This is a genomic window from Kitasatospora sp. NPDC059648 (genome assembly GCF_042734825.1).
Classification (GTDB): Bacteria; Actinomycetota; Actinomycetes; order Streptomycetales; family Streptomycetaceae; genus Kitasatospora.
Genome location: NZ_JBHWDU010000112.1, coordinates 1 through 20,234 on the forward strand (window position 1 = coordinate 1; position 20,234 = coordinate 20,234).

General features: G+C 73.8%; 19 protein-coding genes. 7 read left to right on the plus strand and 12 right to left on the minus strand.

Annotation, left to right across the window (positions count from 1 at the left end):
- Window positions 1-138: 138 nt before the first annotated feature.
- The 5 genes from ACFV1W_RS36565 to ACFV1W_RS36585 all read right to left on the minus strand — a co-directional run bounded on the left by ACFV1W_RS36565 (window position 139) and on the right by ACFV1W_RS36585 (window position 6,263).
- On the minus strand, window positions 139-267 hold the full coding sequence (locus ACFV1W_RS36565; RefSeq protein ID WP_380421592.1) for a hypothetical protein: 129 nt from the start codon (window positions 265-267) through the stop codon (window positions 139-141).
- A 196-nt stretch (window positions 268-463) separates the two neighbouring features.
- Window positions 464-2,815 (minus strand): Helicase associated domain protein, encoded by a 2,352-nt coding sequence (locus ACFV1W_RS36570; protein WP_380421593.1) that lies wholly within the window; start codon window positions 2,813-2,815, stop codon window positions 464-466.
- 127 nt (window positions 2,816-2,942) lie between these two features.
- Entirely contained in the window at window positions 2,943-3,644 is a 702-nt protein-coding gene (locus ACFV1W_RS36575) for a helix-turn-helix domain containing protein (protein ID WP_380421594.1), read from the minus strand.
- The gene (locus ACFV1W_RS36580) at window positions 3,641-5,926 is read right to left on the minus strand and encodes a hypothetical protein (RefSeq protein WP_380421595.1); all 2,286 of its coding nucleotides are present in this window, start codon (window positions 5,924-5,926) and stop codon (window positions 3,641-3,643) included. Before ACFV1W_RS36580 ends, ACFV1W_RS36575 begins: the two co-directional genes overlap by 4 nt.
- A 7-nt stretch (window positions 5,927-5,933) precedes the next feature.
- Entirely contained in the window at window positions 5,934-6,263 is a 330-nt protein-coding gene (locus ACFV1W_RS36585; RefSeq protein ID WP_380421596.1) for a helix-turn-helix domain-containing protein, read from the minus strand.
- 618 nt (window positions 6,264-6,881) lie between these two features.
- Here ACFV1W_RS36585 and ACFV1W_RS36590 point away from each other — a divergent pair.
- Entirely contained in the window at window positions 6,882-7,448 is a 567-nt protein-coding gene (locus ACFV1W_RS36590; RefSeq protein WP_380421610.1) for a ParA family protein, read from the plus strand.
- Window positions 7,448-8,635, plus strand: coding sequence for a ParB/RepB/Spo0J family partition protein (locus ACFV1W_RS36595; RefSeq protein ID WP_380421597.1), 1,188 nt, complete (start codon window positions 7,448-7,450; stop codon window positions 8,633-8,635). Before ACFV1W_RS36590 ends, ACFV1W_RS36595 begins: the two co-directional genes overlap by 1 nt.
- Before the next feature lie 59 nt (window positions 8,636-8,694).
- Here ACFV1W_RS36595 and ACFV1W_RS36600 read toward each other — a convergent pair whose 3' ends face one another.
- The 4 genes from ACFV1W_RS36600 to ACFV1W_RS36615 form a co-directional block, all read right to left on the minus strand.
- Window positions 8,695-9,840, minus strand: coding sequence for a hypothetical protein (locus ACFV1W_RS36600; RefSeq protein WP_380421598.1), 1,146 nt, complete (start codon window positions 9,838-9,840; stop codon window positions 8,695-8,697).
- 80 nt (window positions 9,841-9,920) lie between these two features.
- Window positions 9,921-10,778, minus strand: coding sequence for a polysaccharide deacetylase family protein (locus tag ACFV1W_RS36605; RefSeq protein ID WP_380421599.1), 858 nt, complete (start codon window positions 10,776-10,778; stop codon window positions 9,921-9,923).
- 247 nt (window positions 10,779-11,025) lie between these two features.
- Window positions 11,026-12,327 (minus strand): nucleotidyl transferase AbiEii/AbiGii toxin family protein, encoded by a 1,302-nt coding sequence (locus ACFV1W_RS36610; RefSeq protein WP_380421600.1) that lies wholly within the window; start codon window positions 12,325-12,327, stop codon window positions 11,026-11,028.
- Window positions 12,324-13,070 carry a hypothetical protein gene (locus ACFV1W_RS36615; protein WP_380421601.1) on the minus strand — a complete coding sequence of 249 codons (747 nt, stop codon included), beginning with the start codon at window positions 13,068-13,070 and terminating at the stop codon, window positions 12,324-12,326. The genes ACFV1W_RS36610 and ACFV1W_RS36615 overlap by 4 nt, the downstream gene beginning before the upstream one ends.
- 197 nt (window positions 13,071-13,267) lie before the next feature.
- Between ACFV1W_RS36615 and ACFV1W_RS36620 the strand changes: the two genes are divergently transcribed.
- Window positions 13,268-13,765, plus strand: a complete 498-nt coding sequence (locus tag ACFV1W_RS36620; protein WP_380421602.1) for a phosphoribosyltransferase — start codon at window positions 13,268-13,270, stop codon at window positions 13,763-13,765.
- A gap of 66 nt (window positions 13,766-13,831) precedes the next feature.
- Here the strand turns inward: ACFV1W_RS36620 and ACFV1W_RS36625 are convergent, their stop codons facing one another.
- The gene (locus tag ACFV1W_RS36625; protein ID WP_380421603.1) at window positions 13,832-14,602 is read right to left on the minus strand and encodes a maleylpyruvate isomerase N-terminal domain-containing protein; all 771 of its coding nucleotides are present in this window, start codon (window positions 14,600-14,602) and stop codon (window positions 13,832-13,834) included.
- Window positions 14,603-14,726: 124 nt separating this feature from the next.
- Here ACFV1W_RS36625 and ACFV1W_RS36630 point away from each other — a divergent pair, with 124 nt between their 5' ends.
- From ACFV1W_RS36630 to ACFV1W_RS36640, 3 genes are all read left to right on the plus strand, one after another.
- Window positions 14,727-15,365: an RNA polymerase sigma factor gene (locus ACFV1W_RS36630; RefSeq protein WP_380421604.1), complete on the plus strand. Its 639-nt coding sequence runs from the start codon at window positions 14,727-14,729 to the stop codon at window positions 15,363-15,365.
- Entirely contained in the window at window positions 15,362-16,423 is a 1,062-nt protein-coding gene (locus ACFV1W_RS36635) for a CU044_5270 family protein (RefSeq protein WP_380421605.1), read from the plus strand. The genes ACFV1W_RS36630 and ACFV1W_RS36635 overlap by 4 nt, the downstream gene beginning before the upstream one ends.
- A gap of 613 nt (window positions 16,424-17,036) precedes the next feature.
- The gene (locus tag ACFV1W_RS36640) at window positions 17,037-18,971 is read left to right on the plus strand and encodes an ABC transporter ATP-binding protein (protein WP_380421606.1); all 1,935 of its coding nucleotides are present in this window, start codon (window positions 17,037-17,039) and stop codon (window positions 18,969-18,971) included.
- A gap of 200 nt (window positions 18,972-19,171) precedes the next feature.
- On the opposite strand, the gene ACFV1W_RS36645 is transcribed toward ACFV1W_RS36640, so the two are convergent.
- A complete protein-coding gene (locus tag ACFV1W_RS36645) occupies window positions 19,172-19,576 on the minus strand; it encodes a hypothetical protein (RefSeq protein WP_380421607.1) in 405 nt (134 codons plus the stop codon).
- Entirely contained in the window at window positions 19,576-19,899 is a 324-nt protein-coding gene (locus ACFV1W_RS36650; RefSeq protein WP_380421608.1) for a hypothetical protein, read from the minus strand. The genes ACFV1W_RS36645 and ACFV1W_RS36650 overlap by 1 nt, the downstream gene beginning before the upstream one ends.
- 35 nt (window positions 19,900-19,934) lie before the next feature.
- Between ACFV1W_RS36650 and ACFV1W_RS36655 the strand changes: the two genes are divergently transcribed.
- Window positions 19,935-20,234, plus strand: a 300-nt coding sequence (locus ACFV1W_RS36655) for a hypothetical protein (protein ID WP_380421609.1), incomplete at its 3' end; no start/stop codon positions are given.

Genomic DNA, 20,234 nt, shown 5'->3' on the forward strand with positions numbered 1-20,234 from the left:
TTTTTTAACATTTTTATTTTGGGGGGGCGGTTTTTTTTTTTTTTATTCCCGGGGGGGGGCCGGGCCCCCGGGGGGGCGGGGCGTGGGGGCCGGCCCCCCGCCGCTCGACGGGACGCCGTCCGGGAGGACCGGAACGGGTCAGCCGACGGGGGACGGCGCGTCGGGGTGCCGCTCGTCGACGTCCACCGCGTACGTCGACGCTCGGACGCCGGTGACCGCGCTGGTGGTGGCCGCGCTGGTGGTGGCCGCAGAAGCCGTCTCGTTCAAAGCCGCTCTCCCCACCCCGGTGGGCACCGCCTCGGGTGCCCGTGATGGCACTCGTGTGCCCCGCCCTCACGGGATCATGCACCCCGGGGCGCGATGCGTCGGACGAGCGGGCCCCACCGTTCCCGGTCGGTCCTGCTGCGGGCCGCGTCGGGGCCGGTGCGGGGCCGGCGCCGCACCCGTGCGGGGTCTGCGCCGGTCAGTCCGTGACGGTCTCGGCGTGCCGGTGCAGCGCGTCCAGGAGCGCGGTCTGCTGGTCGTTCAGTTCGCCGCCGGTACGGGCCCTGGCCTGTTTGCGCAGCCAGGCTCCGGGCCGGAACGCCGGGTCGTCCCCGAGGCCGGTGCGGTTGACGGGGCCGTCGAGGGTGCCACCGGCGGCGAGGTAGGCGAGCAGGCGGCGGTAGGAGCGGTTCCAGTCCGGCTCAAGGCGCCACAGCTCGTCCAGCGCGTCGAGCCTGCCGGCCTGGTCGGGGGTGAGGTGGTCGGCCTTGCGCTGGCGGCGCATCCACGCGCCCACCGCGTAGTCGTCCAGCTTCGCGGTCGCGGGGATCGCCAGGTGGCCGTGGGCCCGGTGGAACGCGGCGGCGTAGGCGTGTCCGCGCTCCCAGGCGTTGGCGTTCTTCGACCAGATCATGCCGAGCGCGTCCAGCTCGCTGATCCGGGCCGCGTCCAGCAGGCCCTGCCCGTTCAGATGGCGCTGGCGGGAGAGCCAGGAGATCAGCTCGGCGTGCCGCGCCTTGTCGGTGGGGTCGAGGTGGCCGTGCCGGAGGTGGAACACGGCGGCGACCGCGTGCATCCGCTGCCACTCCACGGCCCGCGGGTTGAGGGCCCGGAGCTTGACGGTCCGCAGGATCCGTCCGGCGTGCCGGCGGGCGTCGATCCGCAGCCACGCGGTCGGCTGCTCCGCCGCGGCCGACGGCTGGTCGCCCTCCCCCTCCCCGCGTTCGGCGGCCTGCCCGGCCTCGCCCTGGGCGGGCTCGGTCGCGGTGGTGCGCAGGGCGGGCCGGGAGCGGTGGGTGCGCAGTTCGGTGATCCGGCCGACCACCCGGGCGTCGTGGGCGGCCAGGGCGCGCAGGACGCGCCAGATGGTGCGGAAGGCGGACGCTTCGAGCTCGGCGTCGGCCTCCGCCTTCACGGCCTCGCCGGCGTCGTGCACCTCGGAGGGGTCGGCGGTGGCGGTGTCGTCGCCGAGGGCGGGAGCGGGCAGGTAGACCGGGATGACGACCCAGGAGACCTTGCCCTGCCGGTAGGACTGGCGCAGCGCGCGGCCGACGGCCTGGACGATGTCGATGACCGACGACTTGGGGTCCGCGAAGCAGACGGCGTCCACGGCCGGGATGTCGATGCCCTCCGAGAGCAGGCGGGCGTTGGCGAGGATGCCGCACTCCTCGCCGTCCTCGCCGGTGTGGGCCTTGAACTCGGCGAACGCGGCGCGGCGCTCGGCCAGCCGGTCGGTGCCGGCCACCGCCTTCGCCCAGATGCGCTCGGGGCGTTCGGCGTCCTCCAGCAGCCCGGAGGCGTCCAGCAGGTCCGCGGCGAACGCGCGGGCACCCGCGATCCGCGAGTGGAAGGTGATCACCCTGCGCAGGTCCAGGTCCGCGACGGCGCGCAGCACCGCGATCTGCAGGGCCAGGCGCAGCAGGTCCTCGTTGCTGCGCTGGGAGCGCAGGTCGGCGACGGCGGGGAGGTTGAGCAGGTCGCGCAGGTCCTCGTCCGTGACGACGGGGACGAGGACGCGGTAGTCGGCGAGGTAGCCGTGCTCGATGCCCTGGCCGAGGGTCCAGGTGAACACGGTCCTGCCGTAGACGCGCTCGTCGTCCATCGAGCAGAGCACGGTCCCTTCCGCGACGTCGACCACCTCCTGCGGGATGCGGCTCTCGTCGACGATGCGCGGGGTGGCGGTGAAGTACAGGCGGCGCAGCGCGGGGACCTGGGCGTCGTCGTGGACGGCGGCCCACGGCTTGCCGTCGGAGCCGGCGGTGCGGTGGGCCTCGTCCACGACGACCAGGTCCCAGGCAGGCAGGCCGAACAGCTGGTGGGCCTGGACGATCCGCTCCAGGCTCGCGTAGGTGGCGTACACGGTGACCGGCTCGCCGGGCCTCGCCGCGGCGATCAGGTCGGCGATCCGCGCGGCCTGCGTCGACACCTGCGCGCGGATCCGGCCGCCGGCCTCCGCGCTCTCCAGTGCCTCCTCCCGCGAGCACGCCGCCACCGCCAGTCCCCGGCGCCCGCCCTTCAGCGACCAGGACTCGGCGGTCTGTTCCAGCAGCTCGATCGTCGGCACCAGCACGAGGACCACGCCACGCGCGGCGAGGCGCCGGGCGCAGCCGGCGGCGATCAGCGTCTTCCCGGACCCGGTAGCCGCGACGACCGTCGCGCGGCCCCCGTCCTTCACCTCGCGCACCGCCGCCGAGACGGCGTCCTTCTGGAACCGGTGCAGCGGCAGCGGGTTGACCACGCCGAGCGGCTGCGTCGGGACGGGCGTCCCGGCCTCGGCGCGCGGCCCGTCCGGCACGGCGGCCGTGGTGGCGGCGGTGGTCGAGGTGTCCACTGCGGTGTGTCTCCTGTTCTACGGGGCGGGGCCGGTCGGGGCCTGGTCGGCCGGGTGCGGTCGGGGCCGGGTCGCCCGGGGCCGGGAGGTGCGGGTGGTCAGGGGTCGTGTTCCTGCGCGCGGCCCCTCACGGCCCGGGCACCCAGGCCCGGACTTCGAGGTACTGGATGTCCGCGTCCTCGACGGCACGGCCGGTCTCCACCAGCCACGCCTTCATCGCCTCGGTGACGTCGCCGTGGTGGTCGGCGACCCGCCGGGACCACTCGACGGCGTCGAACCCGCCCGTGGACGCGGAGCCGTAGGTGCGTTCCTCCGTACCGTCCGCGCGCGGGACGAAGCCCCGGCGCAGGCCCGGCGAGTCCTCCGTCGAGCCGGCCGACATCGTGAACTGGTCGGCGCGCATCCGCACGGTGAAGGCAAGGCGGCCGCCGGCCCGACCCGTCGCGTGCACCACCGGGGCCAGGTGGCTCGCGCCCGAGCGGATGGCCTGTCTGCCCGCGCGGCCGGCCATGCTCTCTCCGGGCGCGCCGACGACGTCCTTGCCGCGCACCCGCGCCTTCTGCCCGGTCCTCGTGCGGCGGCGTTCCACGTGCTCGGCCGCGATCCCGGCCAGTGCCTCGGTGTCGCGCTCGCCGCCGCGCACCGCGCGCACGATCTGGCGCAGCGCGTCGACGAACGCCGCGCCCTTGCCCTTGGTGAAGAACTGGGAGACGAGCGAGGCGTCGCGGCCCAGCATCCTGGCGACCTGGCGCTTGGTGTAGCCCTGGTCGATCAGCTGCCGGGTGAGGCGGGCGGCCTCGTTCGGGTTGTCCGGGTCGGCCGGGCTCACTGCCGCTCACCTCCGGCCGCCTGCCCGGCGGCGAGCTCGGCGCGGCCCCGGGCGCGCAGTTCGAGGTACTGCGCCTGGCTGGTCGGGTGCTCGACGGGGCCGGTGAGGTGGCCCTTGAGGAGGTAGTCACCCGGCTCCCCCCGGTAGGGCCAGGGCTGGCGCTCGGTCAGGGCGATGCCGTCGGTGCCGAAGTACACGACCGTACCGGGCGCGGCGTGCAGCGCCCCGGCGTGCCCGATGACCTCCTTGCCCTGCCGGTACTTCATGTCCAGCAGCGCCGCCCGCGCCCCCGACCACACGTACGCCGCCCACTCGGGGTGGGCGTACGGGTCACGGGAGAAGCCGGCCTGCCGCTGCCAGGTCACCAGCGTCCCGTCCTGGCCGAGGATCTCCACCCCGGGCGGAAGCGCCTCGCCGACCGGCGTGGTGCCGGAGACCAGGCGCGGGCGCTGCGCGAAGCCGCCGAGGCCGAACAGCAGCACCGAGCGGACGGCGCGGCTGGCGAGGTGGGCGGCCTGCCGCTGCCGCTCGTCGCCGTGCATGCGGGAGAGGTTGGCCAGGTCCGCCCAGGCGGCCTTGAGGCGCTTGCCCCACTCGTCGAGCGGCTTGCCGTCCTCGAAGAGCAGGCCGCCGAGGACCTCGATCCGCCACGGCATCAGGTGGTTCGACAGCGCCAGGTGCACCTCCGCGCCGCCCGCCCACGTCGTGAACGTGGCGCCGGGCTCGGACGGGTACACCCAGGCCCTGTCACCGGTGACCGGGGCGGGCAGCAACCCGACGTGCTCCCAGCCCTGCGGGACCGTGACGCGGACGTTCCAGTGCGAGCAGCTCATCAGGGCCTTGGTCTGCTCCTGCCCGGTCATCGCGGCGAACGCGGCGGCGGTGATGCGGCGCGGCGTGCCGATCGGGGACTTCCACAGGTGCTTGGCGTAGGCGAAGGTGCGGTCGTACTCCACCAGGGCCGGGAGCTGCTCGGGGACGCGCGGGGGCAGGATCAGCTCGGTGCGGCCCTGGCCGGCGGTGGCGTGCAGCAGGCCGCGCAGTTCCTCGGACAGGACCGGGTAGCCGCCGGCCCACTTGCCGGTGGTGGGGACGGTCCGCGACCACAGGTCCCGGCCGGTCTGGCTCGGGGAGCCCATCAGGACCGCGTCGTCCCAGTGGCGGCGCAGCGCCTGCCACAGCAGCGTGAACGCCTGGCGGCAGGTGACGACGTCGGCGCCGTCCGGGTCGAACCACTCCCCCATCGAGCGGATCTCCGTGCTGCCGCTGTCGGGGGCGGTGGCCGGGGCGTAGCGACCGACGGGCTGGCGCTGGTGGACGAAGTGCCCGGCGAGCTTGTCGCGGCCGGAGCCGACGGCGGTGGTCCACCGCTCGCCGGGGGTGTTGAGCCAGGCGGCGACGGCGTCCTTGAGGGTGGAGTAGCGCTCGGCGCCGTCGTGCCAGGGGGCGCCGGCGGTGATGTAGATCCGCTCGGTGCCGGGCGCGGTCGCGAGCACGGCGTCCAGGATCTCGCCCGGGGTGCGCGCGCCGAGGTCGAGCCGCACCACGCGGTCCCGCACCGCGAGGTCACCGGTGGCGGCGTCCAGGAACACGGTGGAGCGGGCCTGCTGAGTGAAGTTCGGGCGCTTGGAGACCAGGCCGGTCGTCACGGCCTCGAACCGCGCGCCTTCCGGGCCCTCGGGCACCGCGGGCAGTTCCCGCGGGCCGGCCTCGGCCTCCGGGCGCGGGCCGGCAGCGACCGGAGCGACTGAAGCGACTGAAGCGACCGGGACGGCCGACTCGGTCGACGCGGCGGCGGCGCGGTCGGCCGGGGCGGTGTCGGCGGGAACGGGCTGCTCGCGTACGGCGGCGGAGCGGCTCAGCGCCGGCGTGACGGCGGACGGGGTGACGGCGGACGGGGTGACCGGCGCGGCGTCCGGTGCCTGCGCCTGTTGTCCCTGTGCCTGTGCCTGTCCCTGGGAGGGCGCAGCGGTGGGGGTGACGGTGGCCACCGCGCTGACGGCCCGGTCGCCGCCGTCCTTGGCGGCGCGGACAGCCACCGGGGTCGGGTCCAGCAGCGGAGCGATCCGCACCACCTCGCCGACCGACAGGCCCGAGGCTTTCGCGACGGCAGGCGCCTGGGCGCCCTCGTACCCGGCGAGCCCCGCCACCCGGCGCGAACGCTGGGCGGTGAGCTTGTCCAGCTCCTTCTGCGCGGCCGCGACCCGTTTCTCGGCGGCCGCGATCTCGGCGCGCAGCTCGCGCAGCCCGGCGAGCTCGGCGGTGTACGTCTTGCGGTCCATCAGCGGGTCACACCCCATCCACAGCGGTGGCGTCGGCGTCGAGGGGACGGGCCTTGCGGGCGAGGGCGAGCCAGCCGTCCGGCCCCCGGGTGCCGTGGATGTCGGCCAGCCCCGCGAGCAGGAAGGCGTAGGCTCCGCGCCGGGGAGCCCGCGGCTGGGCGGCACCGCTCTCCCACTTGGCGAACGTCTCCCGCCGGGTCTGCAGCGCCTCGGCCACCTCGACCTGCGTCAGCCCGGCAGCCTTGCGCAGCCGCTCCCGCTCCGCCGGCTCCGGCAGGTCCCCGCCGTCCCGGGCCTTCGCCAGCAGCGCGTCCACCGCCGCGTAGATCTCGGACATCACCCACCTCCCATCCTGAAACCTAGCGCAGAACACCGCTTGATCATGAACGTCTTTGACCGCACATTCATCTCACCAGTAGCCGCACACGGCACTCAGCTCCTCTGCGACCGGTCGATGACCGGTCGATGACCGGTCCCGGTCGGCGCGGCCCGGACCACCGGGGCGGCTCTCCGGCCGGCGGCAGTCGCGTACGGACCGGTGTCCGGACCCCGTTCGACGGGCCGGCGGTTCCACCGGTGCCGTACCGATCGGCCGCAGTCGCGTGCCACCGCTCTACGGCGTTCGTTCCCCCCTCCGCAGCCCGGCCCTCACGACGAACGGGAAGCCCATTGGACGAACCGTCGGGTTTTCGCGAAAACCGACCCGGAATCACCGCTGTTGCGCCCCACCACAGGCGGGTCGTGTCGGTTTCCGAATCGATCATCTGGAATGCTGTCCCAGTCCGCCGCCACGGCTTTGAGCGGCGGGCATCCGCAGTACCGGGCGGTCCGCCCGGGAAGCCCACGGAAAGAACGGAACATCATGAAGCCATCTGTGCTTGTCGTGTCCACCGACCCCCAGGGGTCGGCGGTCGTCTGGGCCGAGCGGGTGGGGGACAACCTGCCTTTCGACTTCATGGCGGCGCACGACCAGGCCGAGCAGCTGGTTCACCTCAAGAAGACCGGCGCGAAGATCCATGTGATCGCCAACCAGAAGGGCGGCGTCGGCAAGACCACCACCACGGTCAACCTGGCGGCGTGCACCTTCGACGTCCTCGGCGCGAAGGACGAGTACGAACACATCTTCATCGACACGCCGGGCACCCTGGCCGACGAGGAGATCCTGCGCCGGGCCCTGGAGATCGCGGACGACGTCCTGGTCCCGATGATCACCGAGCCGCTGTGCTTCGACCCCACGGCGCGCACCATCCAGAAGGTCATCGAGCCGATGGACATCCCGTACCGGGTCGTCGTCAACAACTGGGACCCCCGGGACGGCCGCGCCGATCTGGAGGACACCGAGGCGTACATCGCCGCGCGGGGATGGCCGCGTGCCAAGACCGTCCTGCGCCGGTACAAGATCCACTCCCGGGCGGTGGCCGAGGGAACGGTCGTCACCCAGTACAAGGAGAGCGGCACCGCCTACCGGGCCCGCGAGGACTTCTTCCGACTGTCCCTCGAACTCGGTTACGGGGGTCGCTGATGGCAGGCCGTCGGGTCTCCTTCGCCTCGATGGCAGCGGATCCGGTCGTCGACACCCCCGGCGTGGACAGCGCCGGCGACACCCCGGCGCGGTGGATCCGCACCGCCAACTGCCTGCCCAACCCGCGCAACCCGCGGGACGAGCTGGGCGACCTCTCCGACCTGGCGAGCATCAAGGACCGGCAGTTGCAGAGCTGCCTCGCCGTCACCCCGGCCGCCTACCTACGGCTGTGGCCGGAGGACCGGCAGGCGCTGGGCGCGGGCCTGGACGACGTCGTCGTCGTCAACGGCAACCGCCGGCGGGCCGCCGCGCAGCTGTACGGGCGTGAGCAGCTGCTGGTCGTCGTCGACGACTCGGTGGCGGAGTCCAAGGCGACCCTGCTGCGGGCGGCGCTCGACGAGAACATGGCGCGCAAGGACTTCGACCCGATCGAGGAGGCCAACGCGGTCCTGCTCATCGTGGCGCAGTACCCGACCGCCAAGGAGGCCGCCGAGGCGGAGGGCTGGTCCCAGAGCTGGATCTCGCACCGCAAGAACCTGCTGAAGCTCCACCCCGAGCTGCAGCGCCAGGTGCGGGCCAAAGCACGCGGCGAGGAGGGCGTCTCCATCAACGTCGCGCGGCGGCTCGGGTCGGTGAAGGGCATCGAGGAGATGTCCCTGGCCGAGCAGACGGCCGAGCTGGAGCAGCTGCTCCAGGCCGACGCCGACGCCGTGGCGGCCAGGCGGGCGGCGAAGCTGGAGGCCAGGGCGGCGGCGAAGGCTCCCGCTGAGGCGGCGGCGAAGGCTCCCGCTGAGGCGGCGCCGACTCCGCGGCCGGTGGTCCAGCAGGCCGCTGCACCCGCGGTGACGCCGGCTCCGGCTCCGGCTCCGACTCCGACTCCGGCTCCGGCTCCGGCTGGCCGTCCGGAACCGGCGCCCCGCAGCCCGCAGCCGACGCGCCCTGAACCGGCTCCGGGCGCGGACCGATTTTCCGCGGAAAATTCCGAGCCCCTCCCGATGCCGGAACAGCGCGCCGTCGCCCCGGCGGACGAGGAGTCGGCGCCGACCGCCCCGCGGACAGGCCTCGGCAACGTCGACTGGCACAACGTCGAGGAACTGGCGGACGCCATCTGCCGCACCCTCTCGGCCGACGAGGCCTACCGCCTCGCCGACGCCCTGGCCAACCGTCTGCTGACGACCAGCAGCTGACACCGGGCCCCGGTTCCCTCATCGCCTCCCGGGCGGTGAGGGAACCGGGGTTCCTCCCGTCACCGCGGCCCGCGGGGCGGCCAGGGGCCGGCGAGCAGTCGTTCGGCCTCGGCCACGATCGCTCCGGCGAGCTCCTCCGGTGTGCGGAGCTGCCTCCCGTGCCCGTTGTCGTACTCGACGACCAGGCGCACCAGGGGCCACAGTGCCCGGGGCCGGGCCAGCTTGCCCCAGCCGTCGTTCGCGATGACGTCGCCGCCGGTCGCGGGTGCCGTGCTTCCGTTCACGATCAGCCGGAGCCACCAGCGGACCAGCTCCCAGCGGGCCGACTCCCACGGGAGGCCGGTGCCGTCGTCGGTGGGCAGGTCGGCGGCGAGGCCCAGTTCGCCGAGCACCTGCTCGAAGAGCGGGGAGGCCTGGCCGTACTCCTCGTGCGACAGCCCCGCGAGCAGCGTCAGGGACGGCGACTCGACGTCGAGCGCCACTGCCGTCAGTCCGGACCGGACCAGCTGGTCGTCGTCCACCCGGCGGCCGATCAGGCGTTCCAGGGCGAGCATCCGCAGATGCTCGACCGCTTCCTGCGCGGTGGCGGCGTAGGGGTCGTGCGGCGTGGTGAACGCGGTCTCGGGGCAGCCCTGGACGAGGTGGGACCAGAAGTCGACCGTCGCACGCGCGTGGGAGGGCTCGCTCGGTCCGCCGGTGAACTCGTGCCGGAGGTAGTCGGCGAGGTCGTTCCCGTAGTAGACGATGTCGGTCTGGTGGACCGAGAGCACCGGATGGCCGGCCTCGCCGTGCGTGCCCGGCCCCGGCAGGTAGCGGTGGCCGTAGACCGGGACCAGCTGCGGGACGGTCGCCAGTTCGCCCCGCGCCGTCCGGAGCGCGTCCGGTACCGCCTCCGGCCGCGGACCCCACGTCGGGTGCCAGAAGCCGTTGTGCTCGACGTCGAACAGCACCCCCTCGACCGGCAGGGACAGCCGTTCCCGCAGGTCCTCGGGATCGCCGTGCCGCCAGTCCGGCCAGCCCCGGGAGCCGTGCGGGAGCCCGGCGGACAGGAACACCTGGTGGTCGGCCGCGAACCGGAAGCCGAACCGGGCCTCGACGTCGTCGAGCTCCTGCTCGCTGAGGCCCGGCCCGATCCCGGCGCGGAGCAGCAACTGGAGTTCCCTGGCGGCTTCGACGGTCAGTGGCGGGGGCGACGGGTGGACCATTCGAGCAGCGTAGTGGCCCGGTACGGCTGCGGGCGCGGCACTTCCCCGGGGCGACGCGTGCGGCCGCCCGGGACGGGTGGTCACGAGGTGGTGCGGACCGGGAAGCCGGTGGGGCGGCCCTGGGCCTTGAGCCAGGTGAGCACCTGTCCGAGGGCCTCGACGGTCTGCTGGCGGTCGCCGCCGCCGTCGTGGAAGAGGATGGTCGGGCCGTTGCCGATCTCCTTCTTGACGGTGTCGACGATGGCGGCGGTGCCGGGCCTGGTGAAGTCCTTGGAGTCGACGTTCCAGCCGAGCGGGCGCATGCCGTTGGCGGCGGCGATGCGTCGGCTGTCGGGGGTGAACGAGCCGCCGGGCGCCCGGTAGTACTGGACCTGGGCGGCGCCGCCCGCGGCCTCCTCGATCATCCTCTTCGCGTCCAGGATCTCCTTCTCCTGGTAGGCGACGGACTTCTTGTCCATGGTGGTGTCGTGGTCCACGGTGTGGTCGCAGAGCCGGTGGCCGCCCGCGATGACCTGCTTGACCAGCTCGGGGTGGGCCTTGGCCTGCGGTCCGATCATGCAGAACGTGGCCTTGACGCCGTACTGCTTGAGGACGTCGAGGACCTTCGGGGTCCAGACGGGGTCGGGGCCGTCGTCGATGGTGATGTTGACGGCGTTGCCTCCGGCTTCGGAGGCGTGGGCTATGCCCTCGGGTACGCCGCCGGCCCCCTGCTGCGCACCGCCGCCACCGGCGCTGCCGCTGCCCTGGGCGCCGTCCTGGCCGTTGCGGCCGCCGTCGGCGCTCGTGTCCCGCCCCTGGGCGGCGGTCGAGTGTGGAGCGGCGACAGACGCGGTGACGGCCGGGATCGCCCACGCGGCCGCCACCGTGACGACGACCGCCGCGGCGACGGCCACCCATGAACGCTTGCGCTCGTTCCCCGTGCGCGCCTTGAACTCCATCAACGACCACTCCCCCCGAACCCGCTCCTGCCTGCTCTCTGAGGTCCATGACGTCGACGGGGTCGAAGGGGTTCCCCGGTTCCACGCGCGTAGCCGGGCGGTGACGAACCCGGGAAGTTCCGCGCGGACCAGCGCCACGACGAGCGCGTGACGGCCGCGGTCTCGGACGTCGAGGCCGTCCTCGCACCGACGCCCGGGGAGTGCTGCGTCCGGGCGGAGGCGGGGGCGGCCGGCCGGCGGCTCGGCCTCAGCGGCCGGCGCCGCCCGCCGGGCCGTCGCCGGCGAGCTCGGCGACGTAGCGGTCGGCGGCTTCCACCAGCTCGCGGGTGTTGCGGTTCGAGCAGTTGTCGAGGTGGTCGGCGACGGCCCGGCAGGCACCGCCGAGGTCGCCGCCCAGCAGTTCGCAGGTGATCACCAGGGTGTTGTCCGGGGCCATGTGGCGTCGGGACATCCGCTGCTGGACCTCGTCCATGCCCTCGCTCGCCAGTACGTCCCGTAGTTCCTCGGTCAGCGGGGCCAGCCACCGGGCACGCAGTGCGTACTCTCGGCGGTCGGCGAAGGTGGGGCGGAGCGCGGCGAGCAGCCGCGCCGGGTACTCCTCGACGGGTTCGGCGAACCCGGGGTGGTCCTTGGCGAATTCGTCCCAGTCGACGTCGAGTTGGCTGATCTGCCGCGGGAGGACCGGCCAGCGCGACCAGCCCTCGTCGGACTGGGTGAAGACCTGCCGCAGCAGCTCGTAGGGCACCTCGGCGGTGCCCGAGAGCAGGAGCGCGTCGTAGAGGTCCTTGCCCTGCGGGTGGTTGTCCGACACCAGCCAGAGGATCTTCCACGCGAGGGAGAGCTGCGGCGTGGCTCCGAGCAGCGGTCCGGCGACGCCCGGGAGCCGGTAGGGCTGGGGCGGGACGGGCAGGTGCTCGGTGAAGACGAAGTCGAGTTGGACGGTCCCGCCCGGGGTGCCCGGTGCCGACCACGGCAGGACGAGCCTGCGCCCGGGAACCCTGCTGTACGTCCAGATCTCGTCGCCGACCGCCTGGTCCGCGTGCAGCCGCACCGCGCCCGAGAGGCGTTCGGCGTCGGCGGCGAGTTCCCGGAGCATGCGGTCGGTGCGCTCGTCCTCCAGTTCCCAGTCCACCGGGCGGAGCACGAAGTCCAGGTCGCCCGGCTCGCGCGCCTGTTCGCCGTACCAGGCGCGCAGCAGGACGCTTCCGCGCAGCACCAGGTGCCCCGCCCACTGCGAGCCGGCGACGGCGGACAGCACGGTGGTGAGCGCCTCGCGGCGTGCGGCGAGCCAGCGTTCGGCGAGCCGCGGGTCGGTGAAGGCGGGTTCGCTGGGCCGGAGGGCCCGGGCGTACCCGGCGAGGGCGGGGTCGAAGACCGGCTGCTGGGTGACCGTCTCGTCGTCGACCGGCCGGATGCTCCGGGGCAGCTCCCGCTCCTCGCGGACGTCCTCCGACGGCGGCTGCCCGGGCAGCACGACGCCGTGCCACGGCCCGAACCGCAGTTCCTCCCACGCCACGCGGGCCTGCGGCCGGGGCTGGTCCTCGGTCATATCGGCTCCCCCTCTCCGTAGGGCCGGGCGGTGTGCCCGTGCCGCTCGGTCAGCCAGCCCGCGTCGAGGCCTTCGTGGCTGTCCACGACGACGAACTCGCGTTCCGCCGACACCACCTCATGGCCGCCGGCGGCGAGGTCCCGCAGCAGCGCCTCCAGCCGACGACCCGCGGTGTCCAGACCGACGAGTCGGCACCGCTGGGTCACGAACCACTCGCGCCGGCCGTCCTCGCGCACCCGGCGCGGGTTGCGCGACAGGTGCGCGCCGTGCCGGACGGCCAGCAGGGTGAGCGCGGCGACGCCCACGGAACCGGGTGCGCCGGCCGGAGCCGGCAGCAGCAGCTTGACGTGGTGCTCGAAGTAGCGGCCGGCCCCGTGCGGCACGGCGTCCTCGTCCGAGGCCGGAACGCCCTCGGCCCACGGCGTGGCCTCGATCTTCGCCCGCAGGACGGTGAAACCGGCCCGCCCCAGCCGGCCCCCGACCCGGTCGGTCAGGGCAGTGACCTCCTCCAGCGTGCCGCCGGCCCGCAGGGTGAGCATCGGCTGCGAGGGCGACGCACCCCGCTCCAGCAGGATGTGGGTGAACTTCAGGCCCTGGCCGACGGCCCACGCAGCCAGCGCCTCGGCGGCACCGGGCCCCACGGTCAGGTGCACCTCGAAGTCACCCCGGACGTCGGGAGGAACGGGCCGCGCGGGCCGAACGGGCCGGTCGAGTCGGCGCTGGTCAGGGTGGGTGGCGAGCATGGGAGCCATCCTGCCAAGCCCCTCTGACAACCGCTCACGTCCTGCTCGGCGGAGCGGAACCCACCGTCCGTCCCCGCCCACCGTGGGCGGTCCCGCCGGTACCGGCGGGACCGCCGCCGGGACGGGCAGCGGCTCGCGACCGGTCCCCAGCGTGCCGGTGCTCGCCGACGCGGCGGCGGCCGGGGACACTGAACGCCGTGACCGATGCACGCGAGATCCTGGACTACCAGACCTTCGGCCGGGCGGTGCGCGAACTCGCGCAGACGATCGCCGACGACGGCTACGCGCCCGACCTCGTCCTGAGCATCGCCCGCGGCGGCGTGTTCGTGGCGGGCGGTCTGGCGTACGCGCTCGACTGCAAGAACATCCACCTGGTGAACGTCGAGTTCTACACGGGCGTGGGCACCACCCTCGAAATGCCCGTCATGCTGGCGCCCGTCCCGGCCGCGATCGACTTCACCGACAAGAAGGTCCTGATCGCCGACGACGTCGCCGACACGGGCAAGACACTGAGGCTGGTGCACGACTTCTGCCTCGACCACGTCGCCGAGGTCCGCTCCGCCGTCATCTACGAGAAGTCGCACTCGCTCGTGAAGTGCGAGTACGTGTGGAAGCGGACCGACGACTGGATCGAGTTCCCGTGGTCGGCGCAGGGCCCGGTGGTCAGGCGCCACGGCCAGGTCCTCGACGCCTGACGGTGACGACGTTCGTGGTGACGCTGCCGGTGGGTCCGGCCGGAGTCGCGAGCGCCGCGTACGTGTTCAGTAGCCGCCGAGGAGGGCCCGTACCCTGCGCAGGGCCTCCGGGCCGGCGTCGCTGTGCCAGCGCGACGGGTCGGCGGGGCGCCGTCCCCACAGCAGCAGGACGCGTACGGCCGCGTCGCTCTCGATGGCGGCGGGGCCCTCGGCGGGCGCCAGGCGGATGCTGCCGCCGTCGGCGTCGGCGCTCACCACGACATCGTCCGCACCCGGTGTGCGCAGGCGTCCTTCGACGCGGCCCTCGGGCCCCAGGTCCAGCCCGGCGCGTCCCCTGGCCAGCAGGGGTGCGCCGACCGACACCACGCTGTGCTCCGTCATCCGCGGTTCGGTGAGGCACCGCACCGCGGTCCGGTCGTCGCCGGTCAGGTCCCACCGGTGCAGGATCAGCTCCTCGCGCATGTGCTCCGCGAAGAACGGGGCCTTCACCGTCCGGCCGGTCCACCTCACCTCGGTGTCCGGGGACAGGTCCTGCGCGGCGGCCGCCGCGGTCTCGCTGAGACGCTCGCAGCGGTCCAGGAACGCCGACCAGAGGTCGGAGTCCGAGATCCGCCGGTAGGGGGCCTCCCGGTCGAAGCCCCGGGTCTCCACCGGCGCACCGTCCAGGAACGCCTGGAGTACCCGGGCCAGTTCCTCGGCGTTGCCCGCCTGGTGGATCAGGACGTCCCGTACGGTCCATGCCTCGCACCAGGTGCCGTCGCCGGGACGGCGCGCCTGCACGGCGTGCACGAAGGGGGCCAGCTCGGGCAGGGTCTCCTCGACCCGGGAGGGAATCACGCGCCATGCGTAACCTGATCGGTGATCAGTCAAACCGGTAGCTCGGCGGCGCTCCGCCGTCGGGGCTGACGCGCTGTGACGTGGCTCATACGGAACTCCACCCGGCCGGCGGACAGGGGGAGGTATGGAACTGTCACAACGGGCGCGCCTGCGCGCCGGGGACCAGGACGCACTGGGCGAGGCCTTCGACGCGCACGCCCAGGCCGTGTACGCCTACGCGCTGCGCACCCTCGGGAACTGGGCGGCCGCCGAGGACGTGGTGTCGCTGACCTTCCTGGAGGCCTGGCGCCTGCGCGCCGGACTGCACGAGGGCGACGACGACCTGCGCCCCTGGGTCTTCGGGATCGCCACCAACGTGCTGCGCAACACCGCGCGGGCCGGCCGGCGCCACCGGGCGGCGATGGCGCGCCTGGCCGGGCGCGAGGCCGTACCGGACTTCGCCGACGAACTGGTCTCCCGGATCGACGACGGCGCCCAACTGACCGCCGTGCACCGCGCGTTGCCGGGGCTGCGCCGTTCCGAACGCGAGGTCTTCCGGCTCTGCGTGTGGGTGGGGCTCGACTATGCGTCGGCGGCCGAGGCGCTCGGCATCCCGGTGGGCACCGTGCGCTCGCGCCTGTCCCGGGCGCGGGCCCGGCTGCGCGCACTCGCCGAGAACGAGTTGCCCGGGCCGGCGAGACGCCGGGAACCCGCTCCCGCCGTCGGACAGGTACGGGGTGGCGGCTTCGAGGCCGCCCGGTCGTTGCAGGAGGAGACCCGATGAACAGCTCGCCCGAGACGCTCCCCGCCGACCGCCGACGGTTCCTGAAGGAGCACCTGATGAGTGAGATCGCCGCCGAGACGGACGCACCGCGACCGCGGCGCAGGATGGTGTGGCTGGTCGCCGCCCCGCTGGCGGTCGGCGCGCTGGCGGCCGCCACCGTGGTGGCCGTTCCGGACCGCGGCCACGGCGACGCCGCCCCGGCGGCGCCGGCCTCGTCCGCCCCGTCCGCCCTGGCCACGCCCGTCCCGCCCGGGCCGCCCACCTCGTCCGTCACCCCGCTGCCCGAGCCGACCGACCCCGCCGGCCTGTTCGCCCGCGCCGCGAGGGCCGCCGCGGGCAGCCCCGACCCCGGGGCCAAGGGCACCCAGTTCGTCTACCGGCGGGAGCTCCAGGACGGCGCCCGCGAGACCAGGCACGAGCGCAGGTCGTGGTTCGCGGTCGACGGCAGGTCCGACGGCCTGATCCTGGATCCGACGATGGGCGACGGGCGCAGCCGCTGGCCCGCCACGCTGTCGAACTCCCCCGGCGCCCCGCGGACGGCGAGCTTCGACTCCCCCACCTACGAATTCGTCGCCTCCCTGCCCACCGACCCGCAGCAGCTCCTGGAGCGGCTGCTCTCCTTCGACCGCGCCAAGCGGGTGGCGGGGACGCCGATGACGCCGAAGCTGTACAACCAGTTCGCCTTCGCCGACGTCCAGACGATCTTCCAGAACATCGCGGCGCCGCCGGCCGTCGCCGGATCGCTCATGGAGGCCGCCGCGAAGATCCCGGGCACGTCCGTCGTCGCCGACGAGGTGGACGCGGCCGGCCGGCACGGCGTCGCGGTGGTCGGCACCAACGGCACCATGCGTGTGGCCCTGATCTTCGACCGGACCACCGGAGCCTTCCTCGGCGTGCGCGAGGTGCTCCTCTCCGACCTCCCGCCGGCCGGCCCCGACGGCCTCCCGCCCACGGGCAACCCGTCCCCGGGCGCCGGGGGCGGCAAGGGCTTCGAGTACGCCTCGGCCGTCCTCACCTCGGCCGTCGTGGACAAGCTGGAGGCCGAGCCCGCCCACTGACGGCCCGGCCCACGGGCCGGGTTCGGAGGCAGCCACGGGGGTGCTGCCTCCGAACTCCGTGCCCGCGCCCGCGCCCGCCGGTCTGGACATCACCGCCGCCCGAAACCTCATCGGGCAGCTGTCCAGCCGATCGGGTGAAACCGGTGCTGACCGCGTGAAGCCCGGTCTTCCTGCCCACCAGCGCATCCGCGACCGCACCGTCCCGCCCCGGCGACCTGTGATCGAACAGGCTCTCGCCGCCTGCACACTGGGTTCCGTGCCTTCGTCGAGTCCGTGCGCGGTCGCTTGGCGGACGCCCCGGCCCGAGCCCGAGGGATGCTCGAAAAGTCCCTGTTCGACCCGGGCTCGCCCGGAGGACATCCGCTTGAACGGCGCGCTCGAACAGCACCATCATCGGACGCCACCCGGCCGTGCGGAACCCGTCAACTCGCCGTCCGACAAGCCGACTTGTGCTGCCCCGTCGGCTGCTTCGGCGCTTCCGCGCGTCCACGGACCACTCTGCGTCTGGAGGATCTGTGGCCCGTCCCCCCGCCGCCCCGGCGATCCACGTCCCGCCCGCCCCACCCGGCTTGCCCGCCCCGTGTACGTCTGCGGCACGCGAGGAGGCGAGCGCGTGAGCACCCCCACGACCACCACGCCGGCCGATTCCCCCGACGAGGAACTGCAGTGGCTCGCCGACGGGCGCCGCATCGCGGCGATCGAGGCGATCAGCGTCAGCGCCATGGCCCGCCGCCTGCCCGCGCTCGTCGTCCGCGCCTTCCGCCTCGGCTGGCGCATCGACCGCGTCTCCGTCGCACTGCTGCTGGCCTGCCAGGCGGTGTCCGCGGTGCTCGGCGCGGCCGGGCTGTTCGCGACGACCGGTACGATCTCGGCACTGTTCGGCCCGGGCCGGCTCGACGACAAGCTCGCCCACGCCGCGCCATCGATCCTCGTGATCGCGGCAGCGGCCGGCGCCCGCTCCCTGCTGGGCATCACGATCCGGACCGTCACCATCCACCTGTCGCCGCGCATCTCACGGGAGGCGGAGGCGGCGGTCCTGCGCGCCACCGTGGCGGCCGAGCTGACCGCCTACGACCACGCCGGCTACAACGACGAGCTGGAGGCCGCCGACCGCGGCGCCGAGGTCTGCGTGGACATCATCGGGGAGGCGCAGAACCTGCTCGCCGCCCTCGCCTCGCTCGTCGGCGCGGCCGGTGTGCTGACCGTGCTCCACCCCGCCCTGCTGCCCCTGCTGGTGCTGGCGGCGCTGCCACAGGGCATCGCTTCGGTGCGCGCCGCCCGGGTGCAGTTCCTGGCGAACCGGGCGACGACCGGCGACCGGCGGATCATGGCGAACCTGCGCTGGTACATCCACCTCAAGCGCAACGCCGACCAGGTCCGCTCCGACACCATGGGCGAGTTCCTGCTCGCCAAGTACGACCAGGTCGGCCGGCGGCTGGACGCCACCTCGCGCCGGGCGGCGCGGCAGAGCGCCCGGGTGTCGGTGATCGGGGCCGCCGCGTCCGGCCTGGGCACCGCGGTGGTGTGGGGCGCGATGCTGTGGCTGGTCAGCACCGGCCGGATGAGCCTGCCGCGCGGCGGCGCGGCGGTGTTCGCCCTGACCGCGGTCGGCACCAGCCTGCACGGCATCGTCGGCTACGGCGCGGACCTCTTCCGCACCGGCATGTACCTGGACGACTGGTCGAGCTTCCTCGACACCGCCGGCGGCCACCGCCCCCGCCGCGGCACCGAAACGCCCGAGCCGCCGCGCCGGATCACGGTCGAGGACCTCGGCTACGCCTATCCCGCGTCCGATCGCAGGGCGCTGGACGGAATCAGCCTGCACGTCGAACGCGGCGAGATCCTCGCGCTGGTCGGGGAGAACGGATCCGGCAAGACCACCCTCTCCAAGCTCCTGGCGGGGCTCTACCTGCCCGACACCGGATCGGTGCGCTGGGACGGCCGCGACACCCGCGACCTCGACCCGCACGCCCTGTGGCGCCAGGTCGCCGTGGTCCCGCAGGACTACGCGCGCTGGCCGCTGACCCGCCGCGAGAACATCACCCTGGGCCAGCCCACCGCCGAGGGCGACGCGGCCGTGCTGCGCGCCGCCGACGCCTCCGGGGCGGCCGACGTCGTCGCCAGGCTCCGCCGCGGCCTGTCCACCCTGCTGGCGGTGGAGTGGATGGGCGGGGAGGAGCTGTCCGGCGGCCAGTGGCAACGCCTGGCCATCGCCCGCGCGTTCCACCGCGAGGCCGGCCTCCTGGTCCTCGACGAGCCCACCGCCGCCCTCGACCCGCGCGCCGAGCACCGCATCTTCCAGAACCTGCGGGCCGTCGCCCGTGAGCGGGCCGTCGTCCTCGTCACCCACCGGCTCACCAACGTGGCCGTCGCCGACCGGATCGTCGTCCTCGAAGACGGCCGGGTCCTCCAGGAGGGCACCTTCGCCGAGCTGGTGGCAGACGAGGGCGGCCGCTTCAGGGAACTGTGGGACCTGCAGAACGAACGCACCGGCCTTCCCTCCCAGCGCACCCGCCCGGCCCGGGAGGCCACGGAGACCGACCGCTGACCGGCCCCGACACGCTGCCCCGTCCCTCCCGGGCCACCCGACGACCTACGGAGGCCCCCATGGCCCGTCCCGATGACACCAACCACCGGGCCGACCAGGGCTCCCTTCCCTCCGGGGACGGACGCGCTGGCCCTGGTCGTCGGCGTCCATCTCGTCCTGTCCGACGACCGCACGGTGCCGCTCGGACTCCCCGTGCACGCTCAGCGGGTGACGAGTTCCCGTACGGCGTCGCTGACGGCGGGGATCCCGTCGGGCCCGGCCCACTCGTGCGCGTCGTGCTCGGTGAGGGTGACCGGGCCGGTCCGGGTGACGGTGACCTCGAAGGTCAGCTGCCGGGTGAGAATGCCGCTGCCGGAGGTGTATTCGAAGTGCCCGAGGTACTTCTCGACCGCGTCGATCCGCAGGCCGGTCAGGTCGACGATGTGGTAGCCCATGTCGATGATGCAGCCGCCGCCGGCCTGGCTGACGTCTCCGCGCCAGCCCGCGCCGGGGTCATCGGTGTGGAAGGTGTACGGGCCGTCGATGAGGAATGCGGTGCCGATCTGGTCCAGGAGCTGGACCACGGACACGTGGAGCGGATTGAAGCGCCGTTGGAGCGTGACCATCAGCTCCACCTGGGCCTGCTGGCAGATCGAGGCGAGCTCGCGCGCCTCCTGGAGGAGGTGGCGAACGGCTTCTCCTTGAGGACGTGCACGCCTCGGACGGCGAGCGACATGATCCGGCGCATCACCTTGGTCCTCGACCGCTCCTCGGCCAGTTCGGTCCTCGGCTCCGCTGCCTCCGCCTTGAGCGCGCGGTTGGCGTCGGCGAGTTCCCGCATCGCGGTCGGGGTGGAGTCCTGGGCTTTGGCTCGGGCCCGGAAGTCCTGGACGAGGTCGGTGTGGCCATAGACGATGTCGCGTCGCGAGGCCGAGGAGGAGCTCGGCACCTTCGATGTCAGCAGCAGGTACTAACGTCCGCAGCATGGGCATCACCAGTGTCTGGGCGATCAGCAGTCATTCCGACTCGTTCATCTCCGACTTGTCCCCCCGCTTGCTGCCCGCGATGGAAGCGGACCGCTCCCAGCCTCTCGCGCGACAACGGTGGGAGGTCTGGCAGCAGGCTCCGCTGCCCGACTACCGCACGTGGTACGGGGGCCCGGGATTCACGGCGGCGGACGGTGCCGCGGTGGAATCGTTCTGGGAACTCACCGCGCCGGGGCTGAACGTTGACGTCTTGTGCTCCGGTCTGGTCGATCCGGACTTCGCCGTCATCGACGACGTG

Coding starts and splice junctions, on each gene's coding strand:
- ACFV1W_RS36580 (WP_380421595.1), bottom strand. CDS start 5,926: ATGGACCGCAAGACGTACACCGCCGAGCTCGCCGGGCTGCGCGAGCTG.
- ACFV1W_RS36585 (WP_380421596.1), bottom strand. CDS start 6,263: ATGTCCGAGATCTACGCGGCGGTGGACGCGCTGCTGGCGAAGGCCCGG.
- ACFV1W_RS36590 (WP_380421610.1), top strand. CDS start 6,882: ATGGCGGCGCACGACCAGGCCGAGCAGCTGGTTCACCTCAAGAAGACC.
- ACFV1W_RS36595 (WP_380421597.1), top strand. CDS start 7,448: ATGGCAGGCCGTCGGGTCTCCTTCGCCTCGATGGCAGCGGATCCGGTC.
- ACFV1W_RS36600 (WP_380421598.1), bottom strand. CDS start 9,840: ATGGTCCACCCGTCGCCCCCGCCACTGACCGTCGAAGCCGCCAGGGAA.
- ACFV1W_RS36605 (WP_380421599.1), bottom strand. CDS start 10,778: ATGGAGTTCAAGGCGCGCACGGGGAACGAGCGCAAGCGTTCATGGGTG.
- ACFV1W_RS36610 (WP_380421600.1), bottom strand. CDS start 12,327: ATGACCGAGGACCAGCCCCGGCCGCAGGCCCGCGTGGCGTGGGAGGAA.
- ACFV1W_RS36615 (WP_380421601.1), bottom strand. CDS start 13,070: ATGCTCGCCACCCACCCTGACCAGCGCCGACTCGACCGGCCCGTTCGG.
- ACFV1W_RS36630 (WP_380421604.1), top strand. CDS start 14,727: ATGGAACTGTCACAACGGGCGCGCCTGCGCGCCGGGGACCAGGACGCA.
- ACFV1W_RS36635 (WP_380421605.1), top strand. CDS start 15,362: ATGAACAGCTCGCCCGAGACGCTCCCCGCCGACCGCCGACGGTTCCTG.
- ACFV1W_RS36645 (WP_380421607.1), bottom strand. CDS start 19,576: ATGGTCACGCTCCAACGGCGCTTCAATCCGCTCCACGTGTCCGTGGTC.